This is a genomic window from Aquimarina celericrescens (genome assembly GCF_042682765.1).
In the GTDB taxonomy this organism is placed as follows: domain Bacteria; phylum Bacteroidota; class Bacteroidia; order Flavobacteriales; family Flavobacteriaceae; genus Aquimarina; species Aquimarina celericrescens.
In genome coordinates this window covers 117,728-136,039 of record NZ_JBHUHY010000003.1, presented here as the reverse complement: position 1 = coordinate 136,039, position 18,312 = coordinate 117,728, and the positions used below count along the sequence as shown (strand labels likewise).

Here is an 18,312-nt window from a genome sequence, read left to right as displayed (position 1 = left end):
GCACAAATTGTATTTAATGCCCATAATCACAGCAAGAGAAATAGCCACGGGGCTCAAATTAGACAAACTTGGTTTTGTAGGTACTCTTTTAGGTTGGCTAATTCTTAAGGTCACTAGATTGTCCAAGGTAAATCGGCAGTACGATAAGATAAGTCATCTTAACGACTTAGATTTTTTGGTGCAGGCTCTTGAAATTCACGGTGTAAAATATGAGATTCCAGAAGAAGATCTAAAAAGACTTCCCAAGGATGGTGCTTTTATTACACTCTCTAATCACCCATTGGGGGGACTTGATGGTATTTTATTGCTCAAATTAATGTTAGAACATCGTTCTGATTATAAAATCATCGCCAATTTTTTACTACATAATCTCCTGCCTTTAAAACCCTACGTGATGCCGGTGAATCCTTTTGAAGATAGAAAAGAGGCTAAATCAAGTCACAAAGGTATCAAAGAGGCAATTTTACATCTTAAAGAAGGAAATCCCCTTGGTATTTTTCCTGCAGGTGAAGTTTCAACCCTAAAAGAAGGTAAAAATTACGTAGATAAACCATGGGAACCCAGTGCGATGAGACTGGTCCAAAAAGCGAAAGTTCCTGTGATTCCCATATATTTTCATGCAAAAAATAGTAGGCTTTTTTATCGTCTGGCATCTATTAGCAGTACCTTAAGGACAGTAAAATTACCCAGTGAATTGTTTTCTCAAGAAAATAAAGTGATCAAAGTTCGAATAGGGAATCCTGTTTCGGTAAAAGATCAAGAGGAACATACAAACCTTGAAGATTTTACCAATTTCTTACGAAAGAAAACCTACATGTTGGCAAATCCTTTTGAGAAAAAGACGTTACGCGAGTCTATACCAAATTTGAAAATACCAAAGTCTCCTAAACGAATTGCAGGAGAAGCAAACTCACAGATCATAGAGTCTGAATTGCAGTTTTGTCGGGATAATGATAAACGGCTTTTGATAAGTAAAAATTACGAGGTTTTTCTGGCTCAGAAAAAGTTTATACCTAACATCCTAAACGAAATAGGAAGATTAAGAGAAATCACCTTCAGAGCAATCGGAGAAGGCACTAATAATTCTATTGACCTTGATAAGTTTGATGACTACTATCACCATATGTTTTTATGGGATAGTGGTGCAAAAAGACTGGTTGGTGCTTATCGTATGGGCATGGGGTCTAAAATATATGCTGATTTTGGAATCAATGGATTTTATCTTCAGGATTTGTTTCGTTTTGAGCCCGAATTGCATAGGATGATGAGTCAATCTATAGAAATGGGTAGAGCGTTTATTATTAAAGAATATCAACAACGGCCAATGCCCTTATTTTTATTATGGAAAGGCATTGTGCATTGTACTTTGCGATTTCCTGAACATAAATACCTTATAGGTGGAGTTAGTATTAGTAATAAGTTTAGTAGTTTTTCTAAATCTCTAATGATAGAGTTTATGAAATCTCATTATTACGATCCTTATGTGGCTCAATATGTGCACCCAAAGAAAGAATTTAAAGTAAAGCTGAAGGACGCAGATAAGGACTTCGTATTTGATGAGAGTAAAAGTGATCTTAATAAATTTGACAAGATTATCGATGAGGTAGAACCGGGAAGTCTTCGTATCCCCGTATTGATCAAAAAATATATCAAACAAAATGCAAAAGTAGTCGCATTTAATGTGGATCCGTTGTTTAATAATGCAGTAGACGGATTAATGTATATTAGAATTGCTGATTTACCAGAAAGTACTGTAAAGCCTGTAATGGAAGAATTTCAGGCAGAATTGGAACAAAAGTACTTTAAGAATGGAGATAAGTAAGATAATCATTATTTTTTTGGTTAAATAATTCTTCAAAGATTTTCTAACCTTTTTCAAATCAAACAGGAAATATACAGAGCATATTAATGAATTATTAATTAGTAAAATATTATCATTCAATCTAGAATTCAATGTTTATTTTTAGTACAAAATACTTCTCAATGAATTCTACTAAACTGACCTGTTTTTCATCATTGGTGATTCCTCTTTCTCTAATCTTTATTCATTGTACATCTACATATGGACAAATAAAGATCAAAGGAAAAATATATGATGATTTCACCAAAAAACCTATCGCAGGAGTCGTGGTTTATTTGGATGGTACCTCAAAGGGTACAGTTAGTAATGCTAATGGTATATATATGTTAGAAGTCGAAAATAATACCACCTCTTCCCTAATCATTTCACATTTAGGATATCAGACGATTAACTTAACTGCTGAAATGATTGAAGCAGGAAAACACAAAGAAATCTATTTAAAAACACAATTGGAAGTTTTGGATCCTGTACTCCTAGAGAATGATACTTGGAGTAGGGAAAAGAAAATGAAGTACTTTAAGGACGAATTTATCGGAAAGCATAATCAAAAGGCGAAGTTTCGTATTGAGAACGAAGACGACGTTAGTTTATATTATAAAGCCTCAGAAAATACTTTGTATGCAAGTTCATGGGCGCCCTTAAGATTAAAAAACTATTTTTTGGGGTACAATATAACCTATGATCTTAAAGAGTTCAGAATAAAATTTGATTCTAGTAATGATAAGAAGATTATAGCCAATTCGGTTTATTTTGTTGGTACAAGTTTCTTTTCTGAGCTAACTCAGAATAAAAAGCAAAGTAAGTACCGAAAAAGAAGAAAAAGGGTATATAAAGGATCTGTCTTACATTTTATGAGGTCATTAGCAACAGATAAATTGAATAAAAATAAATATGAATTCTTTTCAAAAGGTACTGTAGTTCCAAGACCAAAATATATTTTAATTGAAACTGAAAATAAAATTACAAAAGTTAAAATGAATATAAACAGAATAGGGATTTTATATAGAAAGCAACAAAAAAGTTTTATGGTAGCCAAAACTAATGAAAGTTATTTTAATATCGATAGTTATGGTAATTATAGACCCCATGATATGCTCTTTTTTGGCGGACACATGGGCAATCTGAGATTGGGAGAGTTGCTACCTTTGGACTATAATATAGAATGAAAATTAAAGGAATACTTTCTAACAGTATTCTTGTACATATTAATTGTAAAAGTAAAGACTTAATCTGACAATTTATAATTGATTTTTTTTACTCAGAGACTTTACTACTTTTTCTTCAACAAAATCTTTACAATATTCTTTAATCTGATTTCGTGTCTTGATAAATGCTGCATGGATTTCCTCCTCGTTACCCACTACTTTTGAGGGGTCAAAGAAGTTAAAATGTAATCGTTCTGCTTTGCCGGGGAAGATAGGGCATCGTTCTTTGGCATTGTCACAAACCGTAAGAATATAATCAAATTCGATATTGAGATATTCATCTAAATTATTAGAAGTGTGGTTAGAAATATCGATTCCATCCTCTTGCATAATTGCGATAGCTTTAGGATTGACTCCATGAGTTTCTACTCCAGCGCTATAAATGGTTGCCTGTTCTTTGGCAAAATATTTCAAATAGCCTTCTGCCATTTGACTGCGGCAAGAGTTTCCTGTGCATAACACTAAAATTTTCATATATGTGATATTTTGTGATTATGTGATTAATTTGCTTCTTCGTTCTAATATCGTATTGTCGTACCAAATATCGTTTAATTTACCAACTTTTTCGCGATAACCAATTTCTCTAAACCCCAAAGATTTGTGCAAAGCAATGCTAGGAGTGTTTTGACTGAAAATACTAGCCTGCAAGGTCCAAAAGCCTTCTTTTTCACTTTCGTTAATCAGCGCTGATAAAAGTAGTTTTCCTATACCTAAATTTTGATATTTCGATGTTATATAAATACTAACTTCGGCAACTCCTTTGTATACCTCTCTTCTTGAAGTAGGGGATAATGAGGCCCAACCAACAGTTTTGTCTTTAGAAACAGCCTTAATTCTACAAGATTTAATATGTGTTGCATTCCAGGCTTTCCATGAAGGGACTTTAGTCTCGAAGGTTGCTATGCCTGTATCAATACCTTCTTGATAGATTGCTGAAATAATTGGCCAGTCATTTTGAGTGAACGATGTTATTTGAATCGTGATATTCATTTTTTTTAACAGCATCCGCTTCCCGGAGCACAAGCATTGGTTTCTGCTTCCACATTTTCTGGCACTCCACAAGTCTCTTTGGCTTTACAATCGGTAGGTTGTACTGCCAATTTTATGATAAGCTCTTTCTCCTTAGCCAGAAAGCCGGTAATATGTAACTGTGTGGTATGAAACATAGTATTTCCATACTCAATTTTTACCGGCGCATCCATTTCATAACTTTTCATTGTACCCACTTTTCTCAGGATTCCCAGTGCCTTATAAGAACTCATATAATCTGGTTTGCCTAACTCGTTTGGACTTTCCCAAAGCTGGATGACGGTTTCTTTCCATGAATCGGTCCCTGCACCACAATCAACAGCGTCTATGGTAAGGTGTTTTACTTCGGTGATATGATAATTGGTGCCTACTAGCATGCCAGGGGCATATTCAAACAGCAAAGATTTATCTTGGTGCTCTGCTAAAAGGGTGATAAAATCTGATGTATTCATAGTTTTGATGTTTATAGGCTACTTTTGCTAGCAGCAATTGTGTTTTGTGGTATTAAAAAATGAGTTTAAAAGTTCTTGAAGCTCGTTCCATCGATCAATATTAATACAATAACACATACTTTTACCTTCGATCTCTCCTTGAAGTAAACCAATACCTTTTAATTCTTTAAGATGTTGAGAAATGGTAGCTTGTGCCAATCCAATTTCTTCGACCAGATCATTACAAATACATGCGTTTTGCTTACTGATATGTTGTAAAATGGATATACGTGCAGGGTGGCCTAATACTTTGAAGAATTGAGCCAGTTCGTTTTGTTTTGTATTAAATATTTGAGTTTTGGTGATTCCCATTTTGTATTTATATATCGCAATATTACGATAATAAAATAATATAAAAAAGTCAGATATAATTTTTCTGACTTTTTTAACTTTTTAGAACCAAGGTTTTTTACCCACCTGGTAGGTTTGATAGAATTCCTCATCAGATTTTGTGAGGTACATAATACCTTCGATAACACCAACTATCCATGAGATCGAAGAAGTAATACCGCAAGTAAAGATCCCAAGCAGACCTAAAATAAGCATGATAACACCTTCTTTGGTATATCCTAAAATAAATTTATGTATTCCAAGAGTTCCTAAAATGATTCCAAGAATTCCCGCTAGCATTTTCTTGTTTTCCTGAGAACCTACTATTTCTTTGGCTCCTTCTTTAAACTCATTAGCAGTCTCTTTTACATTTTCTGCAGCTTCCTCGGCTCCTTTTTTTAGGTCGTCTCCCAGATTGTTGTTTTCTTCACTCATGTTGTTTTATTAATTGATTAATTTGCAGAAAAATACAAAAAAAATGTTTCCCAAGATCAAGTTGGTTATAAAAAAGCTTGATCTAAAGGTTCCCAGAGTTCGATTTTATTTCCTTCGGGATCAACAATCCATCCAAACTTGCCGTACTCATATTCCTCGATTTGACCAACAACAGTTACACCTTCGTCTTTTAACGTCTTAAGTAATTCCATGAGATTTTCTACTCTAAAATTCATCATAAACTCCTTTTTACTGGGTGCAAAATATGTAGTGTCATTCTTAAATGGACTCCATTGTGTAGAGCAATCTTTTCCTTCTTTATCCTTCCACCAGAAGGTGCACCCATAATCATCTACAGGAAGCCCCAAATGTTTTCCATACCATTCTTTTATTGCTTTTGGGTCTTTTGTTTTAAAGAAAAAACCGCCTAATCCTGTTACTCTGTTTTTCATGATTGTTTTTTATTTTCATTTCTTTTTTATACGACTTTCGTATAAGAAGATCCATTCTTGTGCTGTCATTTTAGAGGCTAATTCTCCGATAAGTTTTAACGGAATTTGATCTATTTTTTTAAACCGAATACAACTTTTTCCCATATCCAATTTTGTTTTAACATGCTTTGGATATTCGTTAACAAACCAATTCATCAATTCTTGATCGGCATAAATACCACTATGGTATATAGCAATAAAATTCTTTTGTGATGCTATATTCATAAAGGGCAGTGGTAGTTTAGGGTCACAGTGATACCCATCGGGATAAAGGCTATGAGGTATCACATATCCGATCATTCCATAATTTATTTCTTCAGAAAAACCTTTAGGAAGATTGTCCTTAATTACTTTTCTAAGGGCCCTCATTATAGGTTGACGTTCTTCGGGAATTGCCTTAATATATTCGTCTGGTGTTTGAACTTGATATTGCATGATATTGTGGTTTGATTTATTAGGCAATTGGTTTACGTTGTAATACTAATGCCGAAATCAGTGAAATTATAAATCCGATAATCAATACCGTGGCAAACATGAGAAAAAAGTTCATAAAAGTATTTGAAAATAATTCTTTTTGGGCTTCTAACTTTTCGAATTCAATTTTAAACTCGGCTTCAGACAAAGAATTTCTCATTTCCTCGACGTAATGAGAATAATATTCAGTAACAAAATCTGGATTGATGTATTTAATGTAGATTACGTCCAATATCCCGAAAGCCAAAGCAGCAATTAAAGAAATAAGAACCCCTATAAGCAATGCTTTTCCGAAGGAAACTACTCCATTATTTTCTGTATCTCTAAAATGTTTGATTCCGAAAAAAATAAAAAGTAAAGACACGACCATACTGGTATATCCTATAATTTCCTGTATTGAGTAGTCCAAATTTTTACCCAGATACCATCCTGCTAATGCCAACAGACAAATGGTAATGGCACTATAGATTCCGTAACGTATAATTGTATTTTTCATACTGTGAATTTTTTAGAGGTTTGATCCAAAGGTAGGTTGAGATTGATGATCAGGACTCATACTAAAGTATGAAAAGTATCCAACTTTGGTATGATAGGTACCTCGATTACCCTCGGTATGACGAAAACTTTTAAAAATAGTTGAAAACTATATTAGTAATACTACTGTGTTTTTGAGTGAACTAACTTTTTATAATTTGGAACTCTTTGGCTATCTGTATGGCTTGGGTACGCCGTTTGGCATCTAATTTTATGAGAAGATTGGAAACATGTGTTTTTACAGTGCTTTCTGAAACAAACAATTTTTCTGCAATCTCTTTATTGGATAATCCTAAAGCTACTTCAGAAAGTACTTCATATTCTCGTTTACTTATTCCTAATTCTTTAATCTTTTTGTAATTTACTTTACTAGAAGCACTTTTCTCTTTGTGTAGAATTCTCTTATTTATAATGACCCCGATAATAAAGAAAAGGATTGCGATTATGGCGATTATAGTCTCTATGTAAGAGTCTCCCGTAAGTAAACTGTATTTGCTTAATTGAAAAAGAGCTAATAATGCTGCGACCAGGGATGCAAAAATTAAAATTGTTTTCCTCACTCTATAAATTTAAAAAAACTCTCTCTTACTTAGACAAGAAATCTATTTCTCGTTTCATGTTTTTTTTGGCTTGGGCTTCAAATTTTTGATAAAAATGCTCTGTTTTAAAGATTTTAGGCATGTTCAAAAAATGCTCAAGCACTTTAATTCTTCCTTTACTGTACATAAAAGCTGGGTAGTACTTATATTCTTTTCGTACATTTTTGAAATAGACTTTATAGTTTTCCCAATCACTTCCTAAAATAGAAAGATCGGCATCTGTAAAAAAATTTATATCTTCATTTTTTGAAATAGTATGGCTTTTTGTAGCTAAGATGATTTCTTTACAAAGTTCCACCCTGTCATTTTCTATGCCTAGTGCTCTTAATATCGCTTCGGCCTTGACCGCACTTTGTTGTTCATTATCTTTTTTGAGAACGTTGTATACATAATCATGATAGAAAAGTGCAAATAACACCATATCCCAATCTGTGATTTGATCCTTAACATTGATTAATCTTTGATAAAGATATTCAAGGTGTTTTAGATTATGATAATAACGATTCTTTTTGTTGTATTTATTTTCAATTTCTTTCCATAATAATTCAATTAGTTTTGAATCATTTGTGTATTTCGATAGTAAGGATGTAAATACGTCTTTCAACAAAATGCTTCTTTTATTTTATTAACAATAGTTTGTGCCAATTTTTCTTTAGATTCTATGGTCCAACCGGCTACATGTGGGCTGAGAATCACGTTATCCATTTTAAGTAACTCTTGAAAGGCCTCTGGCATATCTTTTTCTGAATTGAATAGATCTTCAAACGATGATTTCTCGTATTCCAGAACATCTAAGGCAGCACCCAATATTTTTCCTTTTTTTAGTGCATTAACAAGATCTGAAGTTACTACGCTTTTTCCTCGTGCGGTATTGATCAACCAAAATGGTTTTCTAAACTTTTCAATAAAGGCTTCATTAATCATTCCTATAGTTTTAGGAGTTTCAGGAGTGTGAAGACTTAACACGTCAGTTTTTACAAAGAGTTCGTGAAGATCTACTTGGGGAGCATCACTATTTCCAACGTTACCAAGAATATCATAGCAAATTACTTCTACATTAAATCCGCGAAGTTTACGAGCAAAGGCTTTTCCCATATTTCCATAACCAATGATCCCAACTGTTTTACCATCCAGTTCCATACCACGATACTCTTCGCGAAGCCATTTTCCTTGTCGTACGCTTTGATCTGCTTGATTCAATTTGTTGAACAACGATAAAATCATACCCAGGGCATGTTCAGCTACGGCATTTCGGTTTCCTTCTGGAGCGTTAAAAAGTTTGATTCCTAGTTTTTCGGCATAATCAATATTTATATTTTCGAGCCCGGCACCTACGCGACCAATAAATTTTAAGTTTTTAGCACTATCCAAAAAAGTTTTGTCAATTGTAAATCGGCTACGAATGATAATTCCATGATAATTTGAAATTTTAGCTTCAATTTCAGTTTTAGATGAATCGTAATCTTCATCATTTTGAAAACCAACTTCCTGGAGTTGATTTAGTAATAAGGGATGATTGGTATCTAGGTGAAGGATTTTCATATAGAATTATATTAATTTCAAAATTAAGTATTTACCCTTTATTTACTTGCAAGACGATTAGAAAAAAGATAGGATTAAAGAAGATGAAAAAATATGTTTAGGGTTTATTGAATACTCTTATGTACTTGTCTCTTATTCCATCAAACAGTATAAAAAGCCTGGTTTGATCATTACTCAGGATAAATTCGTTGAAGTGATCACGATTTTCATCAATGCGACCAATTATTTCCCAATTGGTTTCAGTTCTGCCATATATATTTATACTATATGTGTCTTCAGAATATTCCTCATAATCAGAACTTATTAAAAGTATTGTGCCGTCATTGCTTACCTTTATAAGCGGATTTTCAAAAAACGTAAGAGAAACATCATTTTCTTGTTTTATCCATTGGTTATTCTCTAACGTATACCATAAATACTGGTATTTTTGAAACCTATTAGAAGAGGATATAAAGAGTGATGTATCATCCTTACCGATACTTACATGTGTTCCTAAATTTTGATAGGGAAGGTCTCCATTAATATCATCTCCCAACTGTTGCCAGGTAGTATCGATATATTTGAAAACTTTTACTTGACCTGCATCTGGCCCATTATCATAATTATATACATTGGCTACGGTAATTATGGATCCATTGTTGTTTATGCTAACATTATTCCAATAAAAATTGGCACCTCTGTCATTGATGGCAATTTTATTTTTGATAGTGATAGGATTACCTTTTGGTACCCATCCTTCATTTTTCCAGGAGTATACTTGCACTTCTGCATTACTATTTACAAGAACAGGGGATGAGATGGCCAGAGTTTTACCCTCTGCACTTAGCTTTAGATTATGTAACCAACCTGTAGTATCAGGTTTTCTGGCGATCATAGTGTCATTTACCAGAGTCCAGTATTCGCTTTTAAGATCAAAGGTTTGTATTTGTTGTTGGTCATGAGCCAAATTTCCGGCCACAATTCTGGTTGCATCACTATTCGTGCTGTAGGTTTGGGCATTGGCAAAATAAATGCTGTCTTTAGTTTTGTTTCCAAAAGGATACCAAATAGTATCCCGAAGCTCGAATGTGATTATTTTTTTTGGAAGCAAAGTCGTATCCAATTTTTGAGAGTAATCGGTAATAACTATTTTTTCACCATTATTACCAATATTCATTTCTTTTAAATCACTTCTGTTTTCTTTTGAATATAAATGAATAGTTTGTCCTATCGGTTGCCATTTTGGAGCATCCCTACTACCAGGATTTTTACCAGTGCAGCATAGCATAACCGTTGTGACAATTACTAAGAGTAACCATTTTTTTAGGATGGATATAAAGCGTTTCATTCAGAATCATTTTTAAAGATTTTTACTTCACCAAAAGTATTGTAGTTTTTATCCATGTTGCTATTACCTATAATCACCATGGTAGCATCCTCATTTATGTCTACAGCATTTGGAAAATCTAAATATGCTTTTTCTAATTTGATTCTTTCTCCATCTAACTGCCACTTATCGTCGATCAATTCAAAAATCGATACAAAATTGTAGTCTTTTGCTCCTCCATCCAGATCAGATCCATTGCTTGTTACCGCCAGGCGATTTCCGGATTGACTCAGTTTTACTTTGTAGGCAAAATGATCCAAATCCATTCCGTATATAGTGTTTCCAACTTGTTCCCATTCAGTATTGGCATTAAGGGTAAACACCTGTACGTGACCATTTAATAATATATTACCTCGTTTACTTTCGTTTGTGTATTTGGATACTTGTGTATTGGCATAGCCTATTGCAATACTGGATCCGTCTTTATTTATTGCAACTGTATTTGCGGGAAGATTATAACCTCTATGATCATAGTTAATAATATTACCTTTGCGTTGCCACCTACCGTCGATCCAGGTATATACTATTACATTACCTTGAGAATAATCTGAACTGATGACAAGTGATAACCCATCACCACTAAGCTCAAAAGTTTTACCGATTTGGCCTTCGTGATGTATTCGATGTCCTTCAAAATACGGCGTTCTTACGGTTCCTTGAATAGGATTACCTAATATTTCCCAAGTATTCTTGTTATTTAAGGTATATATGGTGATGCTACTATTGATTTCCCCTGCGGGTTCATTATGCGGGGCTCCTGAAGCCAGTGTTTTTCCATCGTCGCTTAGGCTTATATGATATCCAAACTCATCATATGCATTTGCACCATTAAGATATTGACCCAACTGTACCCAATCTTTATCTCGATATTCAAAAGTTCTAACTTGTCCAGAATTGTCACCATTTGCCTTGCTGTGTGTAGCACCAACTGCAATGATGTTGCCATTAGCGCTCATTGCTATGGTTGATCCAAAATGTTCATAAGGTTCTAATCCTTCGATATTTTTTCCTAAAGGAATCCATTTATCATCTTGGTTTTGAAATACCCTGACATGTCCTGCTCCAATACCATTATTGTCATTGTAAGGGGAGCCAACAGCAATCACAGATCCATCACTATTCATGGCTGTAGCCATTCCACTATAATCCCCTGGAGCTGCTGAGTGTATATCTTGTCCAATTTGCTTCCAATTTGTGCAGGAGGTAGTAAGTGTAACGATACTTAAGTAAATGATGAATATGGTTTTCTTCATAAATATTTATGTTTTGTACTAAAAGTGTTACTTAAGGTTATGTAAGAAATACTAAATTTATAAAGGGAATCAGTAGATTTTAGGATAAAGATAAAGTTTTTCCTGATTTGGCAGCTTTGTATATTGCTTCTACGATTTTAATGTCTTTCATTCCTTCTTCGCCAGGAACCAGAACAGGAGTATCATTGATAATAGATACGGCATCATCATCCATTTGTTTGGCTTGTTGGTTTCTTATAGGAATAGTAAGCAATGTACCATCGCTTGTTTTGCCTTGCACTCCTGAATACATAGAGAAAGGAGCGAGAGTATACCACCCCTTTTGACAATCAACGTATAATTCGTGCATTGATTTACCAACACTAGTTTTACCGTATGCCATTGCACCTGATGGAAAATCAAAGGTGAAATGAGTAGTTTCATCCGTTTCAGTAAAAATCTCAGGACGTGTGGTCATTTGTTTTGCTGAAACCGAAATGGGCTCCTCACCGGTAGTATATCGGGCAGCATTAAGTGCGTAAACCCCAAGATCATACATAGTACCTCCTCCCAGTTCTGCATCTAATCTCCAGGTTCGAGCCGGGTTGCCAACGTTGTATCCTATTTCTGCTCTTACGGTTTTAATAGTGCCGTAAGGTTTTGTAGTTGCCCATTTTATGACAGTTTGAGTATTGGGCTCATGTTGCATGCGATAACCTATTGAAAGTTTCACCTTGTTTTTAATGCAAGCGTCTATAATAGCCTGACACTCGGCTTCGGTTTTTGCCATAGGTTTTTCGCACCAAACATGCTTTCCTGCATTAGCCGCATTAATAGCATATTTAGCATGCAATCCTGTAGGAACTACGATATAAATCACATCGATATCTGGATTGTTTGCAATCTCATGCATGGTATTGTAGTTGTACACATTTTTATCGGGGATGCCATATCGTTTTTGCCATTTAGGGATTTTCCAGGGACTTCCAGTCACAATTCCAGTAAGTTTACAATGTTTGGTGATTTGTAAGGCCGGAGCGAGTACAGTAGCACTATAATTTCCCAGTCCTACCAGACAAACACCAATTTGTTTTGGATTTGCCTGAGCATATAGACTCGAATAGGGGAACAGGCTGTAGCCTAGTAATAGACTACTGTTTTTTATAAATGTTCTTCGATTTAAACTCATAACTCTAAGTTATCATTTAAACTTTACGATTTATGATTGTTTCGTTTCTAGAATCTCAGCAATTCATACTTTAAAGATCAATGTATTGAGAAACAGTGCGTTCGCTGTCTACCTCACCCGTATGTTTAGTGCTGGCTTTTTCAAAAAGTAAAACGTGTACTTCCTCACCATCTTTTGTAGAAGGGCAATGCTCCACTCCCTTTGGGACTACAATAAGTTCACCAGCCTCAACTTTTACCGTTTTGTCTCTGAATTTCATATACAAAGTGCCTTTTACGACCTGAAATAATTCGTCTTCATTATCGTGCTTGTGCCATATAAAATCACCAGATAATTTGGCAAGGTATATTTGATGATCATCTACCATTGCAATACGATGTGGATGCCATTGCTTGTCAAATTTTGATAATTTTTCTTTGATATTGATCGCTTTCATAAATACTGCGTATAATTTACAGAAACAAGTTACTTATTTCATCTGTGATGCGAGTAGGTCTTAACGTTTCTTTATGTAGCAAACACCACATTGTTTTTGCTGTGACCAGGACTTTTTTGGTGTCTGAATTTATGATTTTAGTATGGCGCTCACTTTTCACACCTTTGTGATGATCGATCCAGGTTTGTATCGTGATATTCTCATTTTCGAAGGCTGGGTGGTGGTATTCTATAAAATGATTAAGTACAACCCAGACAAAGGTATTTCTGATATTATTATCGGTTTTCGATTCCCAGTGTTTTTTGGCTACATCTTGAACCCATTGAAGATATACCACATTATTTACGTGATCCATATCATCTATAGCAGATTTTGGAACGGTAAATTGATATTCAAAGATCTTGGATTTCATTTAAATTTTCAAAGATTATATGGTTAAGATCACTACTTAAAAACAAGGAACCGACACTCTTTTATCTTAAAAGTACAATAATGCTGATCATAGGCAGTGATTGAAACGGCAGCTTTTACAAACTTTAACAAGTGGTTTGTAAAACTATAGTGAAAAGCGCGGTGCTTGCAGCCTGCCTAAAAGTCTAACATCACTTTAGCAATATAAAAGAATAAAAAGATCCCAAAAATATCGTTGCTGGTAGTAATAAAAGGTCCAGTAGCAATTGCCGGGTCTATGCCCCTTTTATTTAGAATTATAGGCACAAAGGTACCTATTAATGCAGCTACGATGATCACACATAGCAAAGATATGGCAATGGTAAGGCTAAAATCAATTTCCATATGGGTTATAAACCCAAATATGATCACCAGAACTCCTAGCGTAACTCCACTTATAAGACTTAAACCTATTTCTTTGACCAGACGATTAAACAAACTTCCTTTAACATTATCATTTGCAATACCCTGAACAATAATAGCCGAAGATTGAACTCCAACGTTACCTGCCATTGCGGCAATAAGTGGAGTGAAGAAAAATAGTTCTTTATATTTGGCAAGAGCTTCTTCAAAACCTTCCATAATAAAAACACTTCCCAGTCCTCCAAAAAGTCCAAGAATAAGCCAAGGTAATCGTGCTCTGGTTAATTCCCAAACGGTATCATCTGCTTCTACATCTTGTGAAATACCTGCAGCCATCTGATAATCTTTTTCGGCTTCCTCTTTAATAAAGTCTACAATATCGTCTATAGTAATCCTACCCACAAGTACACCCTCATGATCTATGACAGGAATTGCTTCAAGGTCATACTTTTGCATAATACGAGCGACTTCTTCCCCTTCGGTATCTACATTTACTGAATCTACTTTTGGAATATAAATATCACTAATATGTGCTTTGGTAGGGGCGGTAAGTAAATCTTTTAAAGATAATCTTCCTTTAAGTTTATCCTCTTTATCAACCACATAAATTGAATGTACTCGTGTAACATTTTTTGCCTGTCTGCGCATCTCACGAACACACCCTGCTATAGTCCAGGTTTCTTTTACCTTTACCAATTCTTTGGCCATCAGACCACCCGCAGTATCTTCACGATAGGCAAGCAGTTCCTTAATATCTTCTGCATGTTTTTCATCTCCAATTTCGGCGATTACCTCTTCTGCTAGTTCGTTAGGAAGTTCTGCTATGACATCAGCAGCATCATCGGTATCCATTTCTTCCAGCTCTTCTGCAATTTCTTTTACAGAAAGATTGTCTAAGATACGTTCACGAAAATCCTCTTCAAGTTCCATAAGAGCTTCAGAGGTCTTCTCACTATCTAATAGCTTAATGATATAGGTAGCTTCAGATAAGTTGAGTTCGCTAATGATTTCTGCGATATCAGCAAAGTGGATTTCATTGAGCATATCGCGTAGACGAGCATCACCTTCTATCTCTATAAGATGTCCTACTTGCTCAATAAGTTCTGTTGTAATCTCAAACGGCATAATTGCTCATTATTTTATGATCCCTGGCACAAACGCTCACAAAGATAACCAAAGAATTTAATTAGTGAGACTTTGATTTTTGAATGAGAAGAGTCAATTCTATAAACTCATCAACAGATAATTGTTCGGGACGTTTGGTAAGAATATCAAGGATTTTAATTTCTTCGCTAAGCTGAAAGGTTTTTAAGCTGTTTCTTAGGGTTTTGCGTCTTTGTCCGAAAGCAGTTTTTACCACAGTAAAGAACAATTTTTCATTGCACAGAAGCGTATAATCTTTTTTTCTGATCAATCGCAAAACACCACTATCCACTTTTGGTGGCGGATTAAAAACTCCAGGAGGTACTGTAAATAAATATTCGGCATCATAAAAGGCTTGTGTGAGCACAGAAAGAATGCCGTATGCTTTACTTCCTTCTTTTTCACAAATGCGTTGTGCCACTTCTTTTTGAAACATCCCAGTGAATTCTGGAATACGATCTCTATTTTCTATAGCTTTAAATACTATTTGAGTAGAAATGTTGTAGGGAAAATTACCTATTATGGCAAATTGATCGGTAGCGAACAAAGTACTCAGATCAAATTTTAAGAAATCAGCCTCTAACACCTCAAAAGAGTTATGTTCTCTGATTGTTTCATTGTGCTCAAGGCGAAAACTCGTATTGAGATACGCTATAGATTCGGCATCAAGATCCATAGCCACAACATGCAGATCTTTTTGCAGGATATACTTGGTAAGAACTCCCATCCCAGGGCCGATTTCTATAACATTCTTATACCCAGCGAGGGTTAATGTATCTGCTATTTTTCTAGCGATATTTTCATCTTTTAAAAAATGCTGACCCAGATGTTTTTTGGCTCTTACTATTGTTTTTTCTGAATTATGAATCGCATCAGGAATGTATTTTTTATTCTTTTTGTACTTAGCCATTTCGTTCGCTCACAATTTCTAACTCGGTTCTGAAGGCCACAAATTTTCCCGCAAAGCGTTCTGTCTCTTTACGAAGACGATCGGCATCTTCGTCATAATACCTTTGTAGCGTTTCTTTATCGCTTGTGGTATATTGAACAGAATATGTGATGCCACCCATTTCTTCTTCCACCAAAACTTTTGTCATCAAAGCTTTGCTGAACTTTCCTGTAGATAACATATCTGGTATGTGTTTATTTTGCATCCAATCGAGCCATAGGTCATGAACGGATTCTTCAATATTTATAGTGACGTTATAAATGTACATTTCGATAGTTGTTTATGAAGACAAAGGTAGTAAACAAACAACTACTGACTGCCTACTACACACTAATTAATCGCATCGCCACGCAACGTTCGATATTTCTTTCTGGCATCAACAAAATAAATACTATCTGCATGATTAAAAATAATCTTCTCGTACAATTCTTTTGCCCTTTCAGGTTCTCCTAGCTCATTTGCATAGAGCTCTGCTAACCAGTAATAAGCATCATCTACCAAAATATCATCCCCATAGAATTCAATAATTTTTAGGTAATTTATTTTGGCTTTCTCGTATTGTTTTTCTTTTTCAAATAGTCTGGCCTGGCGCAAAAAAGCTTCGTCTTCTATTTTTTCCCCCTTATGTTGTGTTAAAATCTTTTCATAGGTTGCGATAGCGTCTTCATTTTTATTCTGAAATGCAAGTAAATCAGCTTTGGCAAAAATTTTAAGTGCCGTTTGCGTAGAATCTTCAAGAGAGTTATCGCTTATAATGAGGCTAAGCTCCATCGCATCATTGGCAATAAGTTGAGAAGTCGAAGATTTGAGAACATCAAGCTGTGTTTGTGCCCAGGCAAAATCCCCTTTATAATAACTTGTTTTTGCTACTTTGAACCTGGCATCCTGAGCTAGAAAATTGTTTTTTAAGGCATTTTGTACTTGTGTATAATAAATTAATGCTTGATTAAATTTTTGATCTAGTACCAAAATGTCTGCTATTTTCATCTTAACCCTTGAAGATTGAAATCTTGATAGACGTTCTCTATCTATTAACTCTTTTAAGAAAGTAATTGCTTCTTGTTTTTTGTCCAGGTTAAAAGCCAAAAAGTGTGCATAATCGACTTGTAGGCCAATAGTTTCACGAGACTTTCCATATTCTTCGAATACCGTGTTATACTGTTGCACAATGGCTTTGTACTCTTTTTTATTAGCATTATCGACTTTTGCTTTCAGAATAATTTTATGTGCTGTAAGCTTCATGTCCTTAGACACAGGAGTTTCCAGGATATAATTAAGGATCTCTGTAGCCGATTTGATATCTTTTTCGGCAATTGCAATTCTAGCCAAATCAATAATACCTTGTGGACCGACATCATTACGTTTGTAAATGGCTTTTTCATGAATAAAGGCTTTTTTAAACTCCTTTTGCTGTATAAAAAGCCAGCTTAGCATTTCATTATATAAAATATCAGGATTTTGCTGAAGTCTTTTTATTAGTAATTTCCTGAAAATTGTGTTGGCCTCATTCGTAGCATCTTCTTGAATATAATCGCTAAAATTACGTTGAACGACATTAATATAGTTAGGTTGTAACTGTAATAAAGATAGGTAACTATCAAACATTTTTTCAAGTTTTCCTTGCTCGCCATAAATTTTGGCAAGTTGTACATTAAAGTTTGCTCTGGGGTTATCCAGCATTCCTTTTTCATAAACTAATGCAGCCTCATCCAGAAGACTATATTTTTCAAAGGTTTGAGCAAGAGAGTAGGCATGATTTGAATCATTATTTTTATACGTTTCTATAGCTTTATCATAGTAGATTCGAGCTTGATCAGATTTTCCCTGTAAATCGTAGTGATGCCCTAGTTCTACCAAAAGCTGAGCATTGTAAGGGGCCTGTTCTATTCTTTTTATTAAAACTTTTTCTGCTTTATCGAATTGTTCTAATTGCTGATAGGATTCTACCAAACCGAGTAAATAATTGATTCGGCTGGGAGTTTTATTATACAACTTTTGATAGATAGACAGCGCTTTTTCATATTGCCCCTGTTGCATATAGTTTTTTGCTAACTGTTCTGACTGCCCAACAACCGAAAAAGTTAAAAACAAGGTAATATAAATAAGAATAATACGCATACTACACGTTTTTTTGTAAAGATAACTTTTTAAAGCGACAAAGTTACAATGAGGCTAAGCCACAAAGTAATAAAC

At 34.6% G+C, this 18,312-nt stretch carries 22 protein-coding genes; 2 read left to right on the top strand and 20 right to left on the bottom strand.

Translation table 11 applies throughout. The features are described from left to right. Window positions 1–16 precede the first annotated feature (16 nt). Window positions 17–1,822, top strand: coding sequence for a GNAT family N-acyltransferase (locus ACFSJT_RS04490; RefSeq protein ID WP_378319024.1), 1,806 nt, complete (start codon window positions 17–19; stop codon window positions 1,820–1,822). A 161-nt stretch (window positions 1,823–1,983) separates the two neighbouring features. After that, a complete protein-coding gene (locus tag ACFSJT_RS04485; RefSeq protein WP_378319023.1) occupies window positions 1,984–3,027 on the top strand; it encodes a carboxypeptidase-like regulatory domain-containing protein in 1,044 nt (347 codons plus the stop codon). 72 nt (window positions 3,028–3,099) lie between these two features. Here the strand turns inward: ACFSJT_RS04485 and ACFSJT_RS04480 are convergent, their stop codons facing one another. From ACFSJT_RS04480 to ACFSJT_RS04385, 20 genes are all read right to left on the bottom strand, one after another. After that, window positions 3,100–3,540, bottom strand: a complete 441-nt coding sequence (locus ACFSJT_RS04480) for an arsenate reductase ArsC (protein ID WP_378319022.1) — start codon at window positions 3,538–3,540, stop codon at window positions 3,100–3,102. Between the two features lie 18 nt (window positions 3,541–3,558). Next, window positions 3,559–4,056 carry a GNAT family N-acetyltransferase gene (locus ACFSJT_RS04475; protein WP_378319021.1) on the bottom strand — a complete coding sequence of 166 codons (498 nt, stop codon included), beginning with the start codon at window positions 4,054–4,056 and terminating at the stop codon, window positions 3,559–3,561. Between the two features lie 5 nt (window positions 4,057–4,061). After that, on the bottom strand, window positions 4,062–4,547 hold the full coding sequence (locus tag ACFSJT_RS04470; protein WP_378319020.1) for a DUF6428 family protein: 486 nt from the start codon (window positions 4,545–4,547) through the stop codon (window positions 4,062–4,064). A gap of 27 nt (window positions 4,548–4,574) precedes the next feature. After that, the gene (locus tag ACFSJT_RS04465) at window positions 4,575–4,898 is read right to left on the bottom strand and encodes an ArsR/SmtB family transcription factor (RefSeq protein WP_378319019.1); all 324 of its coding nucleotides are present in this window, start codon (window positions 4,896–4,898) and stop codon (window positions 4,575–4,577) included. A gap of 81 nt (window positions 4,899–4,979) precedes the next feature. Further along, window positions 4,980–5,351: a TM2 domain-containing protein gene (locus ACFSJT_RS04460; protein WP_378319018.1), complete on the bottom strand. Its 372-nt coding sequence runs from the start codon at window positions 5,349–5,351 to the stop codon at window positions 4,980–4,982. Window positions 5,352–5,416: 65 nt separating this feature from the next. After that, the gene (locus tag ACFSJT_RS04455; RefSeq protein WP_378319017.1) at window positions 5,417–5,803 is read right to left on the bottom strand and encodes a VOC family protein; all 387 of its coding nucleotides are present in this window, start codon (window positions 5,801–5,803) and stop codon (window positions 5,417–5,419) included. A 15-nt stretch (window positions 5,804–5,818) separates the two neighbouring features. Then, window positions 5,819–6,277, bottom strand: a complete 459-nt coding sequence (locus tag ACFSJT_RS04450) for a DUF1801 domain-containing protein (RefSeq protein WP_378319016.1) — start codon at window positions 6,275–6,277, stop codon at window positions 5,819–5,821. A 19-nt stretch (window positions 6,278–6,296) separates the two neighbouring features. Continuing rightward, complete coding sequence (locus ACFSJT_RS04445; protein WP_378319015.1) at window positions 6,297–6,812, bottom strand: DUF4199 domain-containing protein; 516 nt, start codon at window positions 6,810–6,812, stop codon at window positions 6,297–6,299. 181 nt (window positions 6,813–6,993) lie between these two features. Then, entirely contained in the window at window positions 6,994–7,410 is a 417-nt protein-coding gene (locus tag ACFSJT_RS04440; RefSeq protein WP_378319014.1) for a response regulator transcription factor, read from the bottom strand. A 25-nt stretch (window positions 7,411–7,435) separates the two neighbouring features. Then, window positions 7,436–8,053 carry an HD domain-containing protein gene (locus ACFSJT_RS04435; protein WP_378319013.1) on the bottom strand — a complete coding sequence of 206 codons (618 nt, stop codon included), beginning with the start codon at window positions 8,051–8,053 and terminating at the stop codon, window positions 7,436–7,438. Continuing rightward, window positions 8,050–8,991, bottom strand: coding sequence for a 2-hydroxyacid dehydrogenase (locus ACFSJT_RS04430; protein WP_378319012.1), 942 nt, complete (start codon window positions 8,989–8,991; stop codon window positions 8,050–8,052). Before ACFSJT_RS04430 ends, ACFSJT_RS04435 begins: the two co-directional genes overlap by 4 nt. A gap of 97 nt (window positions 8,992–9,088) precedes the next feature. Further along, a complete protein-coding gene (locus ACFSJT_RS04425) occupies window positions 9,089–10,318 on the bottom strand; it encodes a hypothetical protein (RefSeq protein WP_378319011.1) in 1,230 nt (409 codons plus the stop codon). Then, a complete protein-coding gene (locus ACFSJT_RS04420; RefSeq protein WP_378319010.1) occupies window positions 10,315–11,610 on the bottom strand; it encodes a WD40 repeat domain-containing protein in 1,296 nt (431 codons plus the stop codon). Before ACFSJT_RS04420 ends, ACFSJT_RS04425 begins: the two co-directional genes overlap by 4 nt. A gap of 79 nt (window positions 11,611–11,689) precedes the next feature. Further along, window positions 11,690–12,778: a Gfo/Idh/MocA family protein gene (locus ACFSJT_RS04415; protein ID WP_378319009.1), complete on the bottom strand. Its 1,089-nt coding sequence runs from the start codon at window positions 12,776–12,778 to the stop codon at window positions 11,690–11,692. A 70-nt stretch (window positions 12,779–12,848) separates the two neighbouring features. Continuing rightward, window positions 12,849–13,214 (bottom strand): cupin domain-containing protein, encoded by a 366-nt coding sequence (locus ACFSJT_RS04410; protein WP_378319008.1) that lies wholly within the window; start codon window positions 13,212–13,214, stop codon window positions 12,849–12,851. 16 nt (window positions 13,215–13,230) lie between these two features. After that, window positions 13,231–13,626 carry an acyl-CoA thioesterase gene (locus ACFSJT_RS04405; RefSeq protein WP_378319007.1) on the bottom strand — a complete coding sequence of 132 codons (396 nt, stop codon included), beginning with the start codon at window positions 13,624–13,626 and terminating at the stop codon, window positions 13,231–13,233. Window positions 13,627–13,802: 176 nt separating this feature from the next. Then, window positions 13,803–15,152 carry a magnesium transporter gene (gene mgtE, locus ACFSJT_RS04400; protein WP_378319006.1) on the bottom strand — a complete coding sequence of 450 codons (1,350 nt, stop codon included), beginning with the start codon at window positions 15,150–15,152 and terminating at the stop codon, window positions 13,803–13,805. 61 nt (window positions 15,153–15,213) lie between these two features. Next, complete coding sequence (gene rsmA / locus ACFSJT_RS04395) at window positions 15,214–16,080, bottom strand: 16S rRNA (adenine(1518)-N(6)/adenine(1519)-N(6))-dimethyltransferase RsmA (protein WP_378319005.1); 867 nt, start codon at window positions 16,078–16,080, stop codon at window positions 15,214–15,216. After that, window positions 16,073–16,387, bottom strand: a complete 315-nt coding sequence (locus ACFSJT_RS04390) for a DUF4286 family protein (protein WP_378319004.1) — start codon at window positions 16,385–16,387, stop codon at window positions 16,073–16,075. Before ACFSJT_RS04390 ends, rsmA begins: the two co-directional genes overlap by 8 nt. A gap of 62 nt (window positions 16,388–16,449) precedes the next feature. Further along, window positions 16,450–18,237 carry a tetratricopeptide repeat protein gene (locus ACFSJT_RS04385; RefSeq protein ID WP_378319003.1) on the bottom strand — a complete coding sequence of 596 codons (1,788 nt, stop codon included), beginning with the start codon at window positions 18,235–18,237 and terminating at the stop codon, window positions 16,450–16,452. Between the last annotated feature and the right edge of the window lie 75 nt (window positions 18,238–18,312).

Coding starts and splice junctions, on each gene's coding strand:
- ACFSJT_RS04490 (WP_378319024.1), top strand. CDS start 17: ATGCCCATAATCACAGCAAGAGAAATAGCCACGGGGCTCAAATTAGAC.
- ACFSJT_RS04485 (WP_378319023.1), top strand. CDS start 1,984: ATGAATTCTACTAAACTGACCTGTTTTTCATCATTGGTGATTCCTCTT.
- ACFSJT_RS04480 (WP_378319022.1), bottom strand. CDS start 3,540: ATGAAAATTTTAGTGTTATGCACAGGAAACTCTTGCCGCAGTCAAATG.
- ACFSJT_RS04475 (WP_378319021.1), bottom strand. CDS start 4,056: ATGAATATCACGATTCAAATAACATCGTTCACTCAAAATGACTGGCCA.
- ACFSJT_RS04470 (WP_378319020.1), bottom strand. CDS start 4,547: ATGAATACATCAGATTTTATCACCCTTTTAGCAGAGCACCAAGATAAA.
- ACFSJT_RS04465 (WP_378319019.1), bottom strand. CDS start 4,898: ATGGGAATCACCAAAACTCAAATATTTAATACAAAACAAAACGAACTG.
- ACFSJT_RS04460 (WP_378319018.1), bottom strand. CDS start 5,351: ATGAGTGAAGAAAACAACAATCTGGGAGACGACCTAAAAAAAGGAGCC.
- ACFSJT_RS04455 (WP_378319017.1), bottom strand. CDS start 5,803: ATGAAAAACAGAGTAACAGGATTAGGCGGTTTTTTCTTTAAAACAAAA.
- ACFSJT_RS04450 (WP_378319016.1), bottom strand. CDS start 6,277: ATGCAATATCAAGTTCAAACACCAGACGAATATATTAAGGCAATTCCC.
- ACFSJT_RS04445 (WP_378319015.1), bottom strand. CDS start 6,812: ATGAAAAATACAATTATACGTTACGGAATCTATAGTGCCATTACCATT.
- ACFSJT_RS04430 (WP_378319012.1), bottom strand. CDS start 8,991: ATGAAAATCCTTCACCTAGATACCAATCATCCCTTATTACTAAATCAA.
- ACFSJT_RS04425 (WP_378319011.1), bottom strand. CDS start 10,318: ATGAAACGCTTTATATCCATCCTAAAAAAATGGTTACTCTTAGTAATT.
- ACFSJT_RS04420 (WP_378319010.1), bottom strand. CDS start 11,610: ATGAAGAAAACCATATTCATCATTTACTTAAGTATCGTTACACTTACT.
- ACFSJT_RS04415 (WP_378319009.1), bottom strand. CDS start 12,778: ATGAGTTTAAATCGAAGAACATTTATAAAAAACAGTAGTCTATTACTA.
- ACFSJT_RS04410 (WP_378319008.1), bottom strand. CDS start 13,214: ATGAAAGCGATCAATATCAAAGAAAAATTATCAAAATTTGACAAGCAA.
- ACFSJT_RS04405 (WP_378319007.1), bottom strand. CDS start 13,626: ATGAAATCCAAGATCTTTGAATATCAATTTACCGTTCCAAAATCTGCT.
- mgtE (WP_378319006.1), bottom strand. CDS start 15,152: ATGCCGTTTGAGATTACAACAGAACTTATTGAGCAAGTAGGACATCTT.
- rsmA (WP_378319005.1), bottom strand. CDS start 16,080: ATGGCTAAGTACAAAAAGAATAAAAAATACATTCCTGATGCGATTCAT.
- ACFSJT_RS04390 (WP_378319004.1), bottom strand. CDS start 16,387: ATGTACATTTATAACGTCACTATAAATATTGAAGAATCCGTTCATGAC.
- ACFSJT_RS04385 (WP_378319003.1), bottom strand. CDS start 18,237: ATGCGTATTATTCTTATTTATATTACCTTGTTTTTAACTTTTTCGGTT.